The following is a 17,142-nucleotide window of genomic DNA, read 5'->3' on the forward strand; positions in this document are numbered from 1 at the left end:
GATGACGTTATCGACTCGTCCTATTTATCATAAAATCATAACATTACTCTTTATTTAACCGTGCAACTAGCAGTAGTTTTAATACTGTATTTATTGGGCTATAAGCAAAATCATAAACGGAGTGAATATTGGTGATTGCTTGTTGCCACTGTTTAAATTCAGATTCGTGTGCAATATCGTGATTAGCTAGTATTTCGTTTATTTGAATTAAGAGTTGTTGATAAAACGCTAGATCATTATTTTCGAGTGCATACTCTTCGTTTTGTTGCCAAAAATTTAATAAGCTTGATAAATCATGTTTAATTTGCAGGCTAAAAGGAGCGCGATTAACAGGCGAGTTTTTTAATAATCGATAACCGCGAGAGGCCTTACTTTGAGAAAAGAGATGTAGGTTAAATCTACTTAATTCAATAGCAAAATTGATTAAATCATGTTTATTACCTTGTTTTATTTCTAACTCAACTTCTTGTATCGATTTTGATTCTCCATTAGCAATGATTTCACCTTGATCTAAAGCGACTTCTATTTCGCTATTGGCAAATGAAATTAACCATGTTTGCCGATCAAAATGTGTTGTAAATAGTGGACGCAGCATTTTTTGTAAATTTTCTATATTACAATCTTTAGGAAAAGCATCGCTTGGGAGCAAAGTTAAATCAAGATGGTTGTCTGGTAAGCTAGCATTATATTCAGATCGTTCATGTAAACCTGCAACGGCTTTGTTACCATGCTTTACGGTAATCTCAAATTGTTTACTGAGCTTGTCTTGTGTTCCCCTAATCCGTAAACCACACCCATTAGAACGTAAATAGTAATCTTGAGTATCATAATAGGTATTTAAAAGTTTAAATTCGTGAATATTGTTTTGAATTTTTGAAGAGGATTCAAATTCAGCTTGATCACAACTTACCCATTGATTTAAAAAATTTTTTAAATCATGAATATCTTTAGTTGCAATTTCAAATTTTAATTCGATTTCTTTCATTATGTTCAGGTAAATCAGTTAATTTTTTATATCATATACCGATTTACCCAAGAAATACACTTAATCAATTACTGACAGAAAACTCTTGTTTTTGCAGAGAATAAAGTCTGGCAAATAAACCATTGTTATCGATTAATTGTTGGTAGCTACCCTGTTCAACAATACGGCCTTTATCTAATACAATAATTTGATCGGCCGTGATAATTGTTTTTAAACGATGGGCAATTACAATCACAGTTCGATCTTTAACTAATTCTGAAATGGCTTGTTGTATATAAACTTCATTTTCAGGATCAAGCGATGCAGTTGCTTCATCCAGCAGTACAATCGGAGCATTCTTTAATAATGCTCTTGCTATTGATATTCGCTGTCTTTCGCCACCCGATAGCTTACTGCCATTTTCACCAACTAAAGTATCCCAGCCATGAGGTAAACGAGCAATCAACTCATCACATCGAGCTTTTTTGGCTGCAAGTTTAACCTCTTCATCGCTCGCATCATGTCGACCGATACGAATATTATTTAAAATGGTATCATCGAATAAAATAACATTTTGAAATACAAACGACACACTGCGCATCAACGTCTCCGGATCGATGGTTTTAATATCATTACCGTCAATACTAATCACGCCTTTATTGACATCCCAAAAACGAGCAATTAATTGTAATAACGTGCTTTTACCGCTTCCTGAAGGCCCTACTAACGCAGTCATTTTGTTTGACGGAATAACACAACTCAGATCATTAATAACAGTTTTTTGCTTATACGAAAAATTAATATGATCTATGGTAACACTAAAATTTTTCAACAAAACATCATCTCGACCTTCCATTATTGGTTCTGTTTGTAAACTTTTCATCCGTTCAATAGATGTCAGCATATAAAAAAGCTCAGGTAATAGCGTTAATACAGAAATTAAAGGGCTGTATATGCGTGAACCAATAACAATAAAGGCTAAAAATGTTATCGGATCTAAACTACCAATAACGATCAACTTCACACCGACTAAAACAACTATGCCCAAACCTACCTGCAAAATCAAAGTAGATAACGCGACAAAAATTCCACTTACACCTTCAAATTTGATCGATGCCCACATCATATTTTTAAGCGCTCTATCCAGTGTTTTAAATTTTTCACCACTAATACCAAAGCCTTTGATGATTTTAATTCCATCAAGATATTCTTGAACCTCATTTGAGACAGCTAATTTACTTTTTACTTGTTTTTCGCCTAATTTTTTTTCAAAACCTTTGCCGATAAGCATAATCAAAAATGCAATAGGTAAAGTACAAAAGATAGCACTTGCCATTCTCCAATCGTAAAAAGCTAATAAAGCACAAGTGATAACACTACTGCATGAATAACCAATTAGTTGGGGAATGACATGACTCAACATGTTCTCAATTGTTGCACAATCACCCATAATATTAGTTGTTAGTTCAGATAAATCTTTACGATTAAAAAAACTAAGTGGAAGTTTTCTTATTTTCTCTGCCACTTCAATGCGAGTATTTGCTGCCTGTCCAAAAGCATTTGCATAAGTTTTTTTATATTCCCTTTGATAGCAAAATAAAAAAAGTAAACTAGATAATATGCCTAACCCTATCATTAACCATAAATAACTCTTATTTACAGCTAAATGACTTGTTAACGGGGTAATTAACGAGACAATAACTTGCAATAGAATAATAAACGGTAACATCAATGTAAGATTTGAGATCGTACATGCAATGATAGCTTGTCTTAAATTTTCACTTCCTGTATCGGATAACATCAATAATCGCTTAAACATTTTCTGACCCCTGCTGATAACTTATTTGCTCATCATTATTTGACTTACTCATATCAGAATGATGCATTTGCCAATCTAATGTTTGCTGATAATATTGCCACATCTTGTAGTAGGTTCCCTTATTTGAAAATAGTTGTTCATGTGTTCCTGACTCAGCAATATTCCCTTTATCTAATACGATGATCTTATTAGCATCTCTTATTGTTGAGAGACGGTGAGCTATCATAATGACCGTTTTATTTTTCATTAATGCTTTCATTGCTAATTGAATTTTGCTCTCATTTTCAGGATCGGCAAATGAAGTGGCTTCATCAAGGATTAAAATTGGAGAATTTTTTAATAGTGCTCGAGCGATAGCCAGTCGTTGCATTTCACCCCCAGAAAGATGTATACCATCTGATCCAATAATTGAATCATAACCATTTGGTAATTTTTCAATGAATTCATGGCATTGAGCAGATTTAGCAACCGCAATAACTTCATTAATTGTTGCGTCAGGTTTACCGATCCGAATGTTGTTTATTACACTTTGCTTGAATAAAAACACATCTTGAAAAACAAAACTTACTAAAGACAATAGATAACCACTAGTCATCTGTTTTAAATCAACATGACCAATTGTAATAAGGCCCTCATCTGGGTCATAAAATCGTGGAATGAGTAAGGATATGGTACTTTTGCCACTGCCTGATAAACCGACTAAAGCCGTTATTTCACCTTGTTTAGCAGTAAATGAAATATGGTTAAGCGCGTTATTACTTTCGGTTGGATTTGATACCTGTTCATCATGATAAGAAAAACACACATTATCAAATTGAATATCGTAGCTTGCAACTTTCAGCCCCTCTTTGGGTTCGCTAAGAGGAGGAACATTTAATACCTCATCCATATTTTGTACGCTTTTAACTGTTTTTTGAAATCCTTGAGTTACATATATCAATTTGAAAAATGGTGCAGGTAATCCTAAAGAAAAAATCAAATAAAAAATGGCTGACAAAATGAAATTAGCGTAATTATCCGTATCACTGATCAAAAAGATAACAACTGGAACAATAAAGAGATAAATACTATTTAATAACAATATAAAAAATGCCATGTGGTATTTAAAACAATATATAAATTTTAAACAATAAAATTGATAAGCTTTAATCGCGTCATTAAATCGTTTAAATGAAAAAAATGTCTGATTGAAAGCCTTTATAACGGTAATACCTCTTATATATTCAACTGAAGCATGACTCATTTCAATCAATTTTTTTTTGCAACTCTTGTTGATTGGTTTTGATATCCTTACGTCGATAGCCACTAATTAATACGATATAGGCAAGGATAATTGGTACTAACGTTGCTAAACCTAATCGCCAATCGAAAACGGCTAGAATCACCAAAATAACCACAGGAGAAGCAAAGGATCCAATCATATCGGGCAATTGATGAGCAATAAATTGTTCAATTTTTTCGATATCGTCATCCACGATTTTTCTAAGCTCGCCACTAGAATGGTTTGTATGAAAGCCTAAAGGTAAACAGGATAAATAACGAATAAAGTTGTATTTAAGATTATAAAGTGTTTTAAATGCAACAATATGTGATAAGCATAACGCTAGGAAATTAAAAACAATCGCTAATGCAGCAGCCATAAATGCCAGCCAGCCATAACTAATAATTAATTCGCTATTTAATTCTGTTTGATGACTGATGCTCACTATAATTTCACAAACAATGAAATAGATGGCAATGAATGGTACAAATGAAGTGATGACACTAAAAATAGAGAATAAACAGGAAAAAATCATTAAAGTTTTATAAGTAAATGCTAATTTCCACAAGCGAGAACTTGGATTGATATCAGTTGAATTCATGACATAACACGCACGCATTTTGATGTTAATAATAATCATTATCAATTATAAGAAATTAAAATGATAATAAGTTTTATCTCTTCATTTGATAAATGATAACTATTAATATTTCAAATTGCATTGATTTATTATGTTACTTATTGCCCGTTAGTTAAGCGGGCGTTAATAGACATTGAGATTTAAATCTGGAAAATAATTTTGTTATTAAAAATTATTTTACCACTCTAAATGGATTGGCCTTTTTTGCAGGAGGTGTTTCGGATTGATTATTTTGTTTTTCTTGTAACGCTCGATATTGAGGTTCATCCTCAAATCCCATCCCTACTCCATTTTCACGAGCATAGATAGCTTCAACCGCAGCCATAGGAACAACAATATGTTGTGGCACACCAGAAAAACGGGCATTAAACTCAATTTGCTCATTATTTGATACATATTGACCTACAGATTGTGGTGCAATATTTAGCACTATCTGATTATTCTGTACAAACTCTTGTGGAACCAATACTCCATAGACAGAAGTATTCACCACAATATAGGGCGTTAAATCATTATCCAGAATCCAATCATAAAAAGCCCTAAATAAATAAGGCCGACGTGGAGTCATTTGCTCAAGTTCCATAAAAATACCTTGTATAAAAAATAGTGCAAATCAGATAAAATTATTTATTATGCTCTCATCTTTCTTTCATCGTCAGTAAGAGACTGAATAAAAGCAGGACGTTCAAAAATGCGTGCCATATAATTTAAATAATTTTTCTCAGCAACTTTTGGTAATTCAATATTAAGCATTGGTAAACGCCATAATAATGGAGCAAAATAACAATCACATAAAGTGAAATCATCACTCATAAAATAATCTTTTTCTTTAAAAATAACTGAGATTGAAACAAGATCATCCAATAAATTTTTTCGGGCTGTTTTAGCTGCATTGCTATTAGGATCGGCAATAATTGTTTCGTAAGCGGCATACCACTCTTTTTTGATACGATACATCGTTAAACGTGCATTTGCTCGAAGAATAGGATAAACAGGCATTAAAGGAGGATGTGGGAATCGTTCATCTAGATATTCTAATGCGATATGAGGCTCGTATAAAGTAAGATCGCGATCAATTAAAGTTGGGATATTAGCGTATGGATTAAGATCCAATAATTCTTGAGGTAAATCATCTGCGGTTACAAACTCGATTTCAGCAGTCACACCTTTTTCTGCCAATACAAAACGAATCTGATGGCCGTAAATATCTGTTGTATCACAAAATAGTGTCATAACAGAACGTTTATTAACAGCAACAACCATGTTCACTCCCAATAAGCAAAGTTAAAATAAGTTAGTTAAGTCACTATTCTAACAAATTGGATAACAAATTTGTTAAAAAAATGCATTTTATTACTATCTTTCTTGTATTGAAAAATTTTTTGACAAGAAGTTTAAGGTTAGCTATACGTTTTAGTAAAAATAATCGTTCTTATGAGTAGCAATAATTAAATTAAAAATCTGAATGTTATATTACAAAAAAGCTAAGTTACACTTAGTCAATCATCTTAATGACTATTTTAGATAAACAATAATTTGACATAAAAAAACCCAGCTTTTGGCTGGGTTTTGAAAACAATTTTGTAACGTATGCAATTAACGTTTGCTGAATTGTGGACGACGACGTGCTTTGCGTAGACCCACTTTTTTACGTTCAACTTGACGAGCATCACGAGTAACAAAGCCTGCTTGACGTAATGCAGAACGTAATGTTTCATCATATTCCATTAATGCACGAGTAATACCGTGACGAATTGCACCAGCTTGACCTGAAATACCGCCACCTTTAACAGTGATGTATAGATCAAGTTTGTCAGTCATTTCAACTAACTCTAAAGGTTGCATAACAACCATACGAGCAGTATCACGACCAAAGTATTGCTCTAATGAACGTTTATTAATAACGATATTTCCACTACCTGGTTTAATAAACACGCGAGCAGCAGAACTTTTGCGGCGACCTGTGCCGTAATATTGATTATCAGCCATCTTCTATCCCCTTAAATATCTAATACTTGCGGTTGTTGTGCCGCATGATTGTGCTCACTACCAGCATAAACTTTTAGTTTACGGTACATTGCACGACCAAGAGGACCTTTCGGTAACATGCCTTTTACAGCAATTTCGATGACTTGTTCAGGATGACGTTCAATCATTTCTTTAAAAGTCGCTTCTTTAAGTCCACCGATGTAGCCAGTATGGCGATAATAAATCTTATCAGTGCGTTTTTTGCCTGTTACAGCAACTTTTTCTGCATTGATAACAATGATATAGTCACCTGTATCAACATGTGGTGTGTATTCTGCTTTGTGTTTACCACGCAAACGGCTTGCGATTTCAGTAGCTAAACGACCTAACGTTTTACCTGCTGCATCAACAACATACCAGTCGCGTTTAACTGTTTCTGGTTTAGCTGAAAAAGTACTCATTCGTAATTATCCAATTTTTAATTAATCTCACGTTAATAAATCATTTGATTTATTTACACTTTTTGATTGTTGCTATTAACTAACTAACCCCTTCGAGTTGTTACATTAACTTTGACAACCGAAAACAACGTTGGGAAAAACGTTGTTGTAACGTGGGTGCCGATATTATACAGAAATAATATAAAAGCGCTAGTTTAAAAATAAAAAATCATGGCGATAATAAAGTCTTGCTGTTACACTTAAAGTCAAGCCCACATAATAGAAAATTTATATCATGAATACGACAATCACACTTTCCGAAAAAGATTATATAAGTCGCGGATTACACCGCAAATGTTATCATCACCCAGAGGATGCGAATAAATGCATTAAAGTCAACTATAATGATGGGGCAGAAGAAGAAACCAACCGCGAGATTGCCTATTATAAACATCTTATTAAACGTAATGTATCATTTGATGCATTAGCTAAATATTATGGATCAGTTTCAACTAATTATGGTAATGGTCATATCTTTGAACTGATTCGAGATTATAATGGTGAAACCGCAATTCCACTGGAAAAATACCTTGCTAATAAATCGTTAACCGAAAAATATTTTGATCAATTAGTCACGGGGCTCAAAGAGTTAAAATCAGCATTATTAAAAGATCGTATCATTACCATGACTATCAAAAGTAAAAATATCTTATTTCAACATTTAAGCGATACTAACAGTCGTTTAGTGATTATCGACAACATTGGTAATTCAACTTTTATTCCAATTGCGAATTACATTCCTTGTTTTGCAAAATCTAAAATTGAACGAACTTGGCAGCGCTTTTTAAAGTCTATTGTTAAAGAAAATAGTCATAATCCTTTGCTTACTCGTTTAATTGACGTGTTGAATCAGTAAGTTGCAATTGTGCAATTGCACCTTTCGCATCGCCAGATCGATTTTTTAACATAAATAAACCCTGATGTAACTTTGCAATACGATTAACAATACTTAAACCAAGCCCAATGCCGTCATGTTTGCGATCCATCCGGAAAAAGGCTTGAGTGAGTTTTTCGCTTTTTGATTCGTCAATGCCTGCACCCTCATCCTCCACACTTATAAAGATATCTTTTTTATCCTTATAACAACTTACTACTATTTTGGTCTGTTTTGGGCTATAGCGATGACTATTTTCGACTAAATTACGCAACAGTAATCTTATTAAAGTGACATCACCATTAAACGAAAGTTTTGTATCAGGTATATTCCATTCAATAGATTGAAATTTTTGTTTAGTTAATTCCGTTAATTCATCAGATAAAGGGATCATAATATCATCATAGAAATTAATCTTTTGATATTGCCCAACTGTAAATTTTTGGCTTGCACGCGCTAACATCAATAATTGCTCAACCGTGTTAACTAAACGATCAATTCTGTCAATTAATTCAGTACAATCAATATTGTTTTTAGTTTCTAATAATTCTAAATGTAAACGTATACCAGCAAGCGGCGTTCGCATTTCATGCGCAACATCGGCAGTAAAAAGCCGTTCTTGTGCCAAAGTTGTACTAAGACGAATAAACAGATTATTCAATACTGAAGTAATGGATTTAATTTCGCGCATATTACTAATCGGTGCAATAGGTTTTAAATTCTCTTCAGTACGTTGATTAAGATCTTTTTCCAAAATTTCTAGCGGTTTAGTAATCCATTTGATGGCTTTATAGGCTAAAAATAATGTCACCAGCATCATGGTAAAAGCAGAACAAAACAGTGCAAAAATAGCTTCAAGTTCTTCATGCTCAACCACTTCATCAATTTTATTTTGACTCAGTGTTAAATTAACCAATACATCAATTTGTTCTTTACTTTCATGCCATAACCAAAAAACGGTAATAGTTTGGCAAATGAGCATAATTGCGCCTAAAGTAAAAAAAAGATTCCAGCGAATACTGTGACGAATATCACTAAGAGATTTTGCGATCATAATAAATTTATATAGTTAGTAGTATTAATTAACAATCAATGTTAAGTTGATAGCCATAGCCACGAACAGTTCGAATACAATTTTTTCCGAGTTTATTGCGTAATCCATGAATGTAAACTTCTAGGACGTTTGAGCTTGGATCACTTTGCCAATCGTAGAGATCGTTTTGCAGTAAATCACGATGCACTTTTTCACCTGCTTTTAACATCAATCGGGATAAAACGATAAACTCTTTTGGCGTTAATACTATTTCTTGATTATTGACAGTTACTTTTTGCTGTTTGATATCAATAGTAATAGGTCCATAGCTAATCAGATTATCAGCGGTACCTTGATTACGACGAATTAATGCCCGCACTCTGGCTAACAATTCTGTTAAAGCAAAAGGTTTTATTAAATAGTCATCAGCACCTAAATCTAAACCCTCTACTCTATCCTCAACGGTATCACGTGCGGTAAGAATAAGAACAGGCGCATCAATTTGCTTTTTTCGCCAGCGTGTCAGTAATTCTAAGCCATCACAATCAGGCAAACCTAAATCAAGAATAATCAGACTAAATTGCCCAAATTGGATATACTGTTCGGCCTGCTTACCTGTTGATGCTAGCTCACACACATAACCATTGGAGGTAATACCATCATACAGACCTTTTTGTAGTAAGCTATCATCTTCAACAATAAGTATTTTCATTATCATTTACTCTAATCGGTATTTTATAATAAAGTCGATAGGTGATGACTTATTATATGTTTGTCTTTGCTACACAGCGCAGTTAATTACAATCCATAAGATAACTATCGATTAATCAATTTACTTATACTCATCCAACATTTTTTAACTATCAATGAGGATATAATGCTTACGATAAATCCAATAAAAATATCTAATGGCCAATGAACTCCCAGATAGATACGGCTCCAACTAACTAATAATGCAACTATCAACAATACGTATAAGATTGTTTTAGTTCTCTGTGCTTTATTAAAAAAGGCAGTAAAAAATAAAGTCCATACAAAAACCGCATGTTGGCTTGGTAACGAGCTTGTTTTATCATGAAACAAATAATTTGTTCCAACATCTATTGTAAATGGCCGTGGAGAATAAAATAGATGACGAATAATAAAAGTAATCAATAATGCGATACATAAACCTATCACCATTTTTAACATGAGTTGCCGATAAATAGGATAAATAAACCAACAAATACTCATAACAATAATTGGGACATAAACCAAATATTTTGCACAAAAAATAGCAAAGCTAATAAATGATTTCGATGCTTGCTCTGACGCATTAATTAATAGAAAAATTTGAGTATTTAAATCATGCCACATTGAACAATTACCAGATTAATTAAAATTATTAACAATTTAACGCTTAAACCTTAAAAGAACCTTAATAATATAATCAATTAATAAACAAATTTATCAAACAAAATCATAGATGCTCGATTATTTTGTACTAAACCAACATTTTTTTGCAAAAAACGATACAACAATATCCAGAGATAAACAAATGATAAAATAGATAACAATCACAAATAAAAATATTTCGGTCGGATAAACCATACTACGATTATTAATTTGCGTGGCAATAAAGGTAAATTCAGCGACACCAACAACATAAGCCAAGGAGGTATCTTTAATCAACGATACCCATTGATTAACAAACGATGGCATCATCATTTTTAGAGCTTGCGGTAAAATAATGTAGATAATGACTTGAGTTTTAGATAATCCTAGTGAAAATGCAGCTTGCCATTGATCTTTCGATATAGCAATCATCCCTGCATGTACTGAGTGCCCAATATAGGCAGCACCAATAACAGATAATGCAAAAACTACCGTTGTAATTGCAGGCACGTCTACATTTAGTAACACAGGCAATAAAAAGTAAGTCCAAAATATGAGCATGATCACTGGAATAGCTCTTAAAAAGCCTAGCACACCAATAAATAAGGAACGAACAAGCCCTTTACTAACCGTTAAGCCAACGCCTGCTAAAACTCCCATAAAAGATGAAAATACAATTGCGGCTAAACTCATTAATAGTGTTAAAAATATCCCCCCCGGAAAGTTACCCCACATCATATAACTTAGGTTATTATAGATAACTTCTAGACCTTTAAATTCCATAATAAGTAATTACATCCTACCCGTAGGGAATTGTTTGGTTTGATAAATATTGCCTAACGTACCAATAATTACAATAGCCAAAATATATAAAAACGTTGCAACAGCAAAATCTTGAAAAGTTTTTAATGATTCGGTTTCAACTTGCCTTGAAACATAAGATAGCTCTAACACACCTATGGCCATCGTTAACGATGAATTTTTAACGATATTCATATATTGACCAATAAGAGGCGTAAAGGCAATACAAAAGCTCTGAGGTAAAATAATAAAACGCATACTTTGCCACCAAGTTAATCCTAATGCCAATGATGCTTGTTGTTGCCCTACACTCACACCAGCAATCCCTGCTCTAAATTCTTCGGCAATAAAAGCACTGGAATAACAAGTCAATCCAATAAAACCAATGATAAATTCGAATGATGGCATTTTCAGTGTCAAAAACCATAATTGAATTTGTGGCTCGTCAAATAGCCAAATTTTAAATTCATCGGGTAATAAGTTACCAATACCAAAATACCAAAAAAACAGTTGTGGCAATAATGGAGAATAACGAAAAATTGCGTTATACCCTACCACCATACTTTTAATCAATTTGATCCCACTTTGCTGAGCAATAACCAATAAAAAACCTAAAATCGTAGAAAAAATGATAGTAAGTAGTGAGATAGCTAAGGTTACTAAAAAACCATCCCATAACCACCATAAATAGCGGACTTCAAGTAATTGCTCTAACATAATTTATTGAGCCGACCCTATTTTAAAAACACCGCGGGGCATTGCAGATTTAGTGTTAGGACCGAACCAACGATTATAAATCGTCAATGCTTCACCATTGGTTTCGAGTTTTAATAATATTTGGTTCACTTTGTCTATTAAGCGTGTTTCTCCTTTAGGGATACCAACCGCTTGATATTCTTGTGTGATACTAAAGGGTGAAATTTCGAAGTTTTCACGCTGTTCTTCTGGTACATTGGCGAGTAAGCCAATTAATTTAGCATCATCTTGAGTAATCGCTTGCACCACACCATTACGTAATGCAGCAAACGCAAATGGCGTATCATCATAAGAGATCACTTTTGCAGTTGGATACTTTTCACGAAGCGTAATTTCCATCACGGTGCCTTTATCAGCGCCGATCCGCAAATTTTTCAGATCATCGGCTGTTTTAAGTACGCCCTTTTTAGCAATAAATTTTTGACCGGTAGCAAAATACGGCAAACTGAAATCGACTGTTTTTGCTCTTTCATCGGTAACCGTAAAGTTTGCCACAATTAAATCCGCTTTTTTTGAGGTTAATAATGGAATACGATTCGCAGGATTAGTTGGTACTAATTCAACTCTGACATTTAATTCTTTGGCAATTGCATTGGCATAATCTACATCAAGACCTACAATTTTATTGGTTGCTTCGTCAATAAAACCAAAAGGTGGGTTGCTATCAAATACAGCTATTTTAATTTCGCCCCGTTTTTCGATATCATCTAAACGATCGGCAAAAGCAGAATTGGTGCTTAATAATGTGCCGAGAAAAGCAATCGTTATTAGCGATTTAGTAAGAAATTTCATTCAAAACCTCATTAAAAATTATATTAGGTACCGCTAAAGTCTATCAACAAAAAAATGAAATAAATAAATAACAAATCATCACATGGTTATAACTAAAAGTTATATTAAGAGAATTGAACTTGCTTTATAAGATTGTTACGGCCTAGAGAATACACTCTTTTCAGTAACACATTAAAAATGATAATAATCAGACCTTGCATTAAAAAAATCTGGTCTTTAAAAAATTAACGATTAAAAAAAGATATTGTTGAAATCAACAGATGTATTGGTAAGAGCGAATCCCCACCCATTTCAATAATATTGCTGGAATATGGTTAGAGATTGAGATTCAAATTGATAAGGTTGTACGCGATCAAAAGGAACGAATTTACGCATGACTACACTATATTATTTCACACTAACCATGTATCCATAATATAGTATAAAATGTGGATTAATATAGCGAGTTAGGCTCAGTGAACAAACACATTAATGATGTTTAAATTCAAGATATTTTCTTAATCCTGGCGGCACAGATTGCAATAAGTAAATGTTTATTGCTTTTTCGTGACGTTGCCAAAAAATACCCGCCACAATAATAGATAAACCTATTATTGTTAAGGCAAAAGGAAACAGTAGGCTGTCTTCAAACACGTGATAGGATAAATAACTTAAATATCCCGTTATTCCTAAACCGCCAAAAATAACAAAAACTCTTCTAACGATTATTACCCCTATTAGTATCATGAGTAAATTAACACAGAAATAGAAAAATTTATTTAACTCACTGTCTGATTCCATTGAACTTAATGCGCCCCAAAAAGTGAGAACGCCAAATAAATAGAGCCAAAATGACAAATCTTTATCACTTTTATTCTTTATATCAATAAGAAAGGCCACCACAACAACCAATAATCCAAACCATAGCGATACTTGTTGACGCATATTGAAATAATCCGAATAATTAATATCGTTTTTTGCATAACCCAATAAATGAACTAAATAAGGTGTAAGATCCATACTCATATACCAGAGTGTAAATGCTAGTGGCATAAATAAAAAAGAAGATCGATATCGAAGAATTAGACAAACAGCAACCAATACGGTCGCTAACTCCATAAATAACCACCGAAAGTCAATATATCGATGATAATCTCTGTAATCATAATGGTTATCCCAAACGCCTATAGCATTTTCAAGTCCATAAACCCCTAAAGGCGTTAATACAATCACTAACGTTGTTAATATATTCGCTGGAATGATCAGATGATAACGTTTTAATAAAAATTGTGCAGTGCAAAGTGCAGTGATGGCATAAATCGCACTAATACACAATAAACCAATACCGCCTAAATGCTCCCAACCTAAAGTCATAAATAGTGACATCGCACCTATCGCAATCAAACCTCCTAGATAATACAATATATGCGTAAATTGAAAGCTAGGCAGATGTTTATTCTGTTCTTGGAAAAACAGCCATAATTGTTCTGCCTGCTGATGAGTCAATAATTTTTGTTCCACTGCACTCGTTAATTGTTTATAGGTAATTTTCATAAGTTTTATAACTCTTTGTTAAATAATAATCACCTAACGAAATATCTCACTATCAACAAAAAAATAAGCAATTTCACGTTCTGCTGATGCTAAAGAATCGGAACCATGCACGGCGTTTTCTCTCACACTATTCGCAAAATCGGCTCTTAAAGTCCCTGCAGCAGCTTTAGATAGATCAGTGGGTCCCATCAGTTGTCGGTAGCGTTCAATGGCATTTTCACCTTGTAAAACTTGAACAACAATTGGTCCAGACATCATAAATTTTACCAAATTAGCAAAAAAGGACTTGTCTTGATGCTCAGCATAAAAACCTTCAGCTTGTTCTTTTGTTAACCTCACCATTTTCATAGCAATAATATCGAGTTTAGCTTGGTGAATTCTTGTTTGAATTTCGCCAATAATCTGTTTTTTTACCGCATCAGGTTTAATAATGCTGAGAGTTTGTTCAATCGCCATGTTAATGTTCCTTTATTAATCTGACATAAAATTTATTCGGACAATTTGTCCACTTTCATCTAATACCAGTAAACGATGTTTTCCATTTTTAGTCACAGTTAAAGCGACTTTTTCATTATCCTTTGAATTAGCCACTAAAGTACCATCTAAAAACCACCATTTTTCACCAAATCCACCTTCAGGAATTAAATCAATCGTGACTTGATTATTGCCTGGTAATGCTCTAACGAGTTGTTTATCCCGTAAACCAACAATATTAAGTGAGGCAAAAATATCTTTACCCATTACAGGACATTTTTTATCAATTGGGGGCAGTAAAGATTGTCGTCTTTCTTTAGTTAACAACCAATTTTCTAATGAAATTGGCCACAAAGCTATCTGTTTTTTTTGTGCTCCTATACAATCAGCTGCTACACGCTCACCGCGATCATTTACCCAAATATTTATCCAACCTGAACGGTAAATATTATTTTTTAATTCACTGTAGGTGCTTAATGTTGGTGGCAACATATTATTTAATACCCATGCTGTTTTTTGACGATGACAATTAGCATCAGATTCAGGAAGTGGCTGCCCTGATGGCCAACAAATTTGGGCGCTTGAGACTGATTCAGGTTTCTCATAAGTGAGGAGAGGATGATTTAAGCGGTTTTCTCTATTTAATAATATTGAATTTACTTGTTGTAAAATTGGAGTTGCAGACATTGAACCATACTGCCCAACAACAGGCGTACCATCAGGGCGCCCTACCCAAATGCCTATTAAATATCGAGGATTTATACCAACAGCCCAAGCATCGCGATAACCATAACTGGTTCCTGTTTTATAAGCTAATAAATTGCTATTAATTAACATTTGCCGTGTTATCCATGCACTACCATCAGAGATAAAGGGTTTATTAATTAAAGGATCAGATTGAGTATATCGTAAGGGGCTCACATCCCCGTGCCTTGCAAATGCACTGTATGCACTAACAAGGTTATCCATTCTAAGTGAAGCTCCACCTAATATATAGGAAATATTCGGATCATTTGCGATAGAGGATAAAGGTAAACCAATACCTGCAAGTTTTCCTGCGAACCTTTTTGGACCATATAACTCAATTAATTGAACTGCCGGTAAATTTAATGATTTACTCAATGCATCAGAAGCACTAACAGGCCCATGAAAACCCTCATCAAAATTAGTTGGTCGATAATCGGTAGTAATACGCGGAACATCTTGTAGTAACGATTCAGAATGAATCATACCGTCATCAATAGCAAAGGCATAAATGAAAGGCTTGAGTGTAGAACCAGGAGAGCGTAACGCTCTAATCATATCGACTTGACCAAAACGCTCTTTATCATTAAAGTCAGCAGAACCAACATATCCTTTAACCGTCATATCATCATGATCTACCACTAAAATTGCTAATGATGTTTTAGGCGGGAGCTGTTTTTTTCGATTAATAGCAAGATCTTCTAAAATATATTGAATAGAAACATCAATAGTGGAATGAATAATATTATCATTAGGATATTGCTGTTTTAAACGATAAGCCAATAATGGTGCTAACTGTGGTGCTTTTCGTGGATAAACCCAAACTTCATCACGTCGAACTTGTTCAATCAACTCTTTTGGCCAAACATCATATTGAGCAAGTCTATCTAATACTTTGTCACGAGCTTGCTTAGCTCTTTCAGGAAATCGATCTGGTCTTAATCGACTCGGTGCTTGAGGCAATACCGCCAATAATACCGCTTCGCTTCGAGTTAATGCTTTAGGTTGTTTACCAAAATAAGACCAGCTAGCGGCTCCAATACCCTCAATTGTGCCTCCGTAAGGCGCATGATTAATATATAAAGTTAAAATCTCTTCTTTACTATAATGTAGTTCAAGTTGAAAAGTCCGAAAGATTTGTTTTAATTTACCGATAATTGTTCGATCATGAGGAGAGAGTAACCTAGCCACCTGCATTGAAATGGTACTACCTCCTGAAATAATTTTATTATTGGATAAGTTTTGCCAAGCAGCTCGAAATAACGACATCGGGTTAATACCAATATGATTATAAAAATAACGATCCTCATAATTTAATAACACATCAAGATAATAATCAGGAACTTCATCAAGGCTTACCGAATAACGCCAAATACCCTTTTCATCAGCAAATCGCCATAAAGGAGTTTCATCTTGAGCAACAACGGTTTGTGTTGTTTTATTTCGCGAAATAGATAATGGAAAAAAATAATCCAAGACAAAAAAACTGCCGACTAACAAAACTGATAATAATAATAAAAAAAGAAATAATTTATAAAAGAACTTTTTCATTATTGATATTCGATTATCCAACACAATTTTAAAAAAATAAAAATTCCGCCAACGCTAT

At 33.6% G+C, this 17,142-nt stretch carries 18 protein-coding genes; 1 reads left to right on the forward strand and 17 read right to left on the reverse strand.

Annotated features, from left to right (window positions below):
* Positions 1–43: 43 nt before the first annotated feature.
* The 8 genes from H3S73_RS05935 to rplM form a co-directional block, all read right to left on the reverse strand.
* Positions 44–985: an inorganic triphosphatase gene (locus H3S73_RS05935; RefSeq protein WP_198236107.1), complete on the reverse strand. Its 942-nt coding sequence runs from the start codon at positions 983–985 to the stop codon at positions 44–46.
* A 64-nt stretch (positions 986–1,049) separates the two neighbouring features.
* Positions 1,050–2,783, reverse strand: coding sequence for an ABC transporter ATP-binding protein (locus H3S73_RS05940; protein ID WP_198236108.1), 1,734 nt, complete (start codon positions 2,781–2,783; stop codon positions 1,050–1,052).
* A complete protein-coding gene (locus H3S73_RS05945) occupies positions 2,776–3,879 on the reverse strand; it encodes an ABC transporter ATP-binding protein (protein WP_198236109.1) in 1,104 nt (367 codons plus the stop codon). Before H3S73_RS05945 ends, H3S73_RS05940 begins: the two co-directional genes overlap by 8 nt.
* 148 nt (positions 3,880–4,027) lie before the next feature.
* Positions 4,028–4,645: an ABC transporter ATP-binding protein gene (locus H3S73_RS05950; RefSeq protein ID WP_198236110.1), complete on the reverse strand. Its 618-nt coding sequence runs from the start codon at positions 4,643–4,645 to the stop codon at positions 4,028–4,030.
* A 211-nt stretch (positions 4,646–4,856) separates the two neighbouring features.
* Positions 4,857–5,267 (reverse strand): ClpXP protease specificity-enhancing factor, encoded by a 411-nt coding sequence (locus H3S73_RS05955; protein WP_065737400.1) that lies wholly within the window; start codon positions 5,265–5,267, stop codon positions 4,857–4,859.
* A 47-nt stretch (positions 5,268–5,314) separates the two neighbouring features.
* Positions 5,315–5,947: a glutathione S-transferase N-terminal domain-containing protein gene (locus H3S73_RS05960; protein ID WP_198226680.1), complete on the reverse strand. Its 633-nt coding sequence runs from the start codon at positions 5,945–5,947 to the stop codon at positions 5,315–5,317.
* Positions 5,948–6,280: 333 nt separating this feature from the next.
* Positions 6,281–6,673, reverse strand: coding sequence for a 30S ribosomal protein S9 (rpsI, locus tag H3S73_RS05965; RefSeq protein ID WP_034915459.1), 393 nt, complete (start codon positions 6,671–6,673; stop codon positions 6,281–6,283).
* 11 nt (positions 6,674–6,684) lie between these two features.
* A complete protein-coding gene (rplM, locus tag H3S73_RS05970; RefSeq protein ID WP_034901369.1) occupies positions 6,685–7,113 on the reverse strand; it encodes a 50S ribosomal protein L13 in 429 nt (142 codons plus the stop codon).
* 274 nt (positions 7,114–7,387) lie between these two features.
* Here rplM and H3S73_RS05975 point away from each other — a divergent pair, with 274 nt between their 5' ends.
* A complete protein-coding gene (locus H3S73_RS05975; RefSeq protein WP_198226678.1) occupies positions 7,388–8,008 on the forward strand; it encodes a YrbL family protein in 621 nt (206 codons plus the stop codon).
* Here the strand turns inward: H3S73_RS05975 and pmrB are convergent.
* From pmrB to pbpC, 9 genes are all read right to left on the reverse strand, one after another.
* Positions 7,977–9,080, reverse strand: coding sequence for a two-component system sensor histidine kinase PmrB (pmrB, locus tag H3S73_RS05980; RefSeq protein ID WP_198236111.1), 1,104 nt, complete (start codon positions 9,078–9,080; stop codon positions 7,977–7,979). The two genes, H3S73_RS05975 and pmrB, sit on opposite strands and share 32 nt — an antisense overlap.
* Positions 9,081–9,108: 28 nt before the next feature.
* Entirely contained in the window at positions 9,109–9,771 is a 663-nt protein-coding gene (gene pmrA, locus H3S73_RS05985) for a two-component system response regulator PmrA (protein ID WP_039126139.1), read from the reverse strand.
* 104 nt (positions 9,772–9,875) lie between these two features.
* The gene (locus H3S73_RS05990; RefSeq protein WP_198226674.1) at positions 9,876–10,415 is read right to left on the reverse strand and encodes a phosphatase PAP2 family protein; all 540 of its coding nucleotides are present in this window, start codon (positions 10,413–10,415) and stop codon (positions 9,876–9,878) included.
* 117 nt (positions 10,416–10,532) lie between these two features.
* A complete protein-coding gene (locus H3S73_RS05995) occupies positions 10,533–11,216 on the reverse strand; it encodes an amino acid ABC transporter permease (RefSeq protein WP_198236112.1) in 684 nt (227 codons plus the stop codon).
* Between the two features lie 9 nt (positions 11,217–11,225).
* Positions 11,226–11,951 (reverse strand): amino acid ABC transporter permease, encoded by a 726-nt coding sequence (locus tag H3S73_RS06000; RefSeq protein WP_198236113.1) that lies wholly within the window; start codon positions 11,949–11,951, stop codon positions 11,226–11,228.
* 3 nt (positions 11,952–11,954) lie between these two features.
* The gene (locus H3S73_RS06005; RefSeq protein WP_198236114.1) at positions 11,955–12,782 is read right to left on the reverse strand and encodes an ABC transporter substrate-binding protein; all 828 of its coding nucleotides are present in this window, start codon (positions 12,780–12,782) and stop codon (positions 11,955–11,957) included.
* Positions 12,783–13,250: 468 nt separating this feature from the next.
* Positions 13,251–14,315, reverse strand: a complete 1,065-nt coding sequence (locus H3S73_RS06010) for a hypothetical protein (protein ID WP_198236115.1) — start codon at positions 14,313–14,315, stop codon at positions 13,251–13,253.
* A gap of 33 nt (positions 14,316–14,348) precedes the next feature.
* Complete coding sequence (ndk, locus tag H3S73_RS06015) at positions 14,349–14,771, reverse strand: nucleoside-diphosphate kinase (RefSeq protein ID WP_198226664.1); 423 nt, start codon at positions 14,769–14,771, stop codon at positions 14,349–14,351.
* Between the two features lie 15 nt (positions 14,772–14,786).
* A complete protein-coding gene (gene pbpC, locus H3S73_RS06020) occupies positions 14,787–17,084 on the reverse strand; it encodes a penicillin-binding protein 1C (RefSeq protein ID WP_198226662.1) in 2,298 nt (765 codons plus the stop codon).
* Positions 17,085–17,142 lie beyond the last annotated feature (58 nt).

The organism is Gilliamella sp. B14384G12, assembly GCF_016101825.1.
Classification (GTDB): domain Bacteria; phylum Pseudomonadota; class Gammaproteobacteria; order Enterobacterales; family Orbaceae; genus Gilliamella; species Gilliamella apicola_N.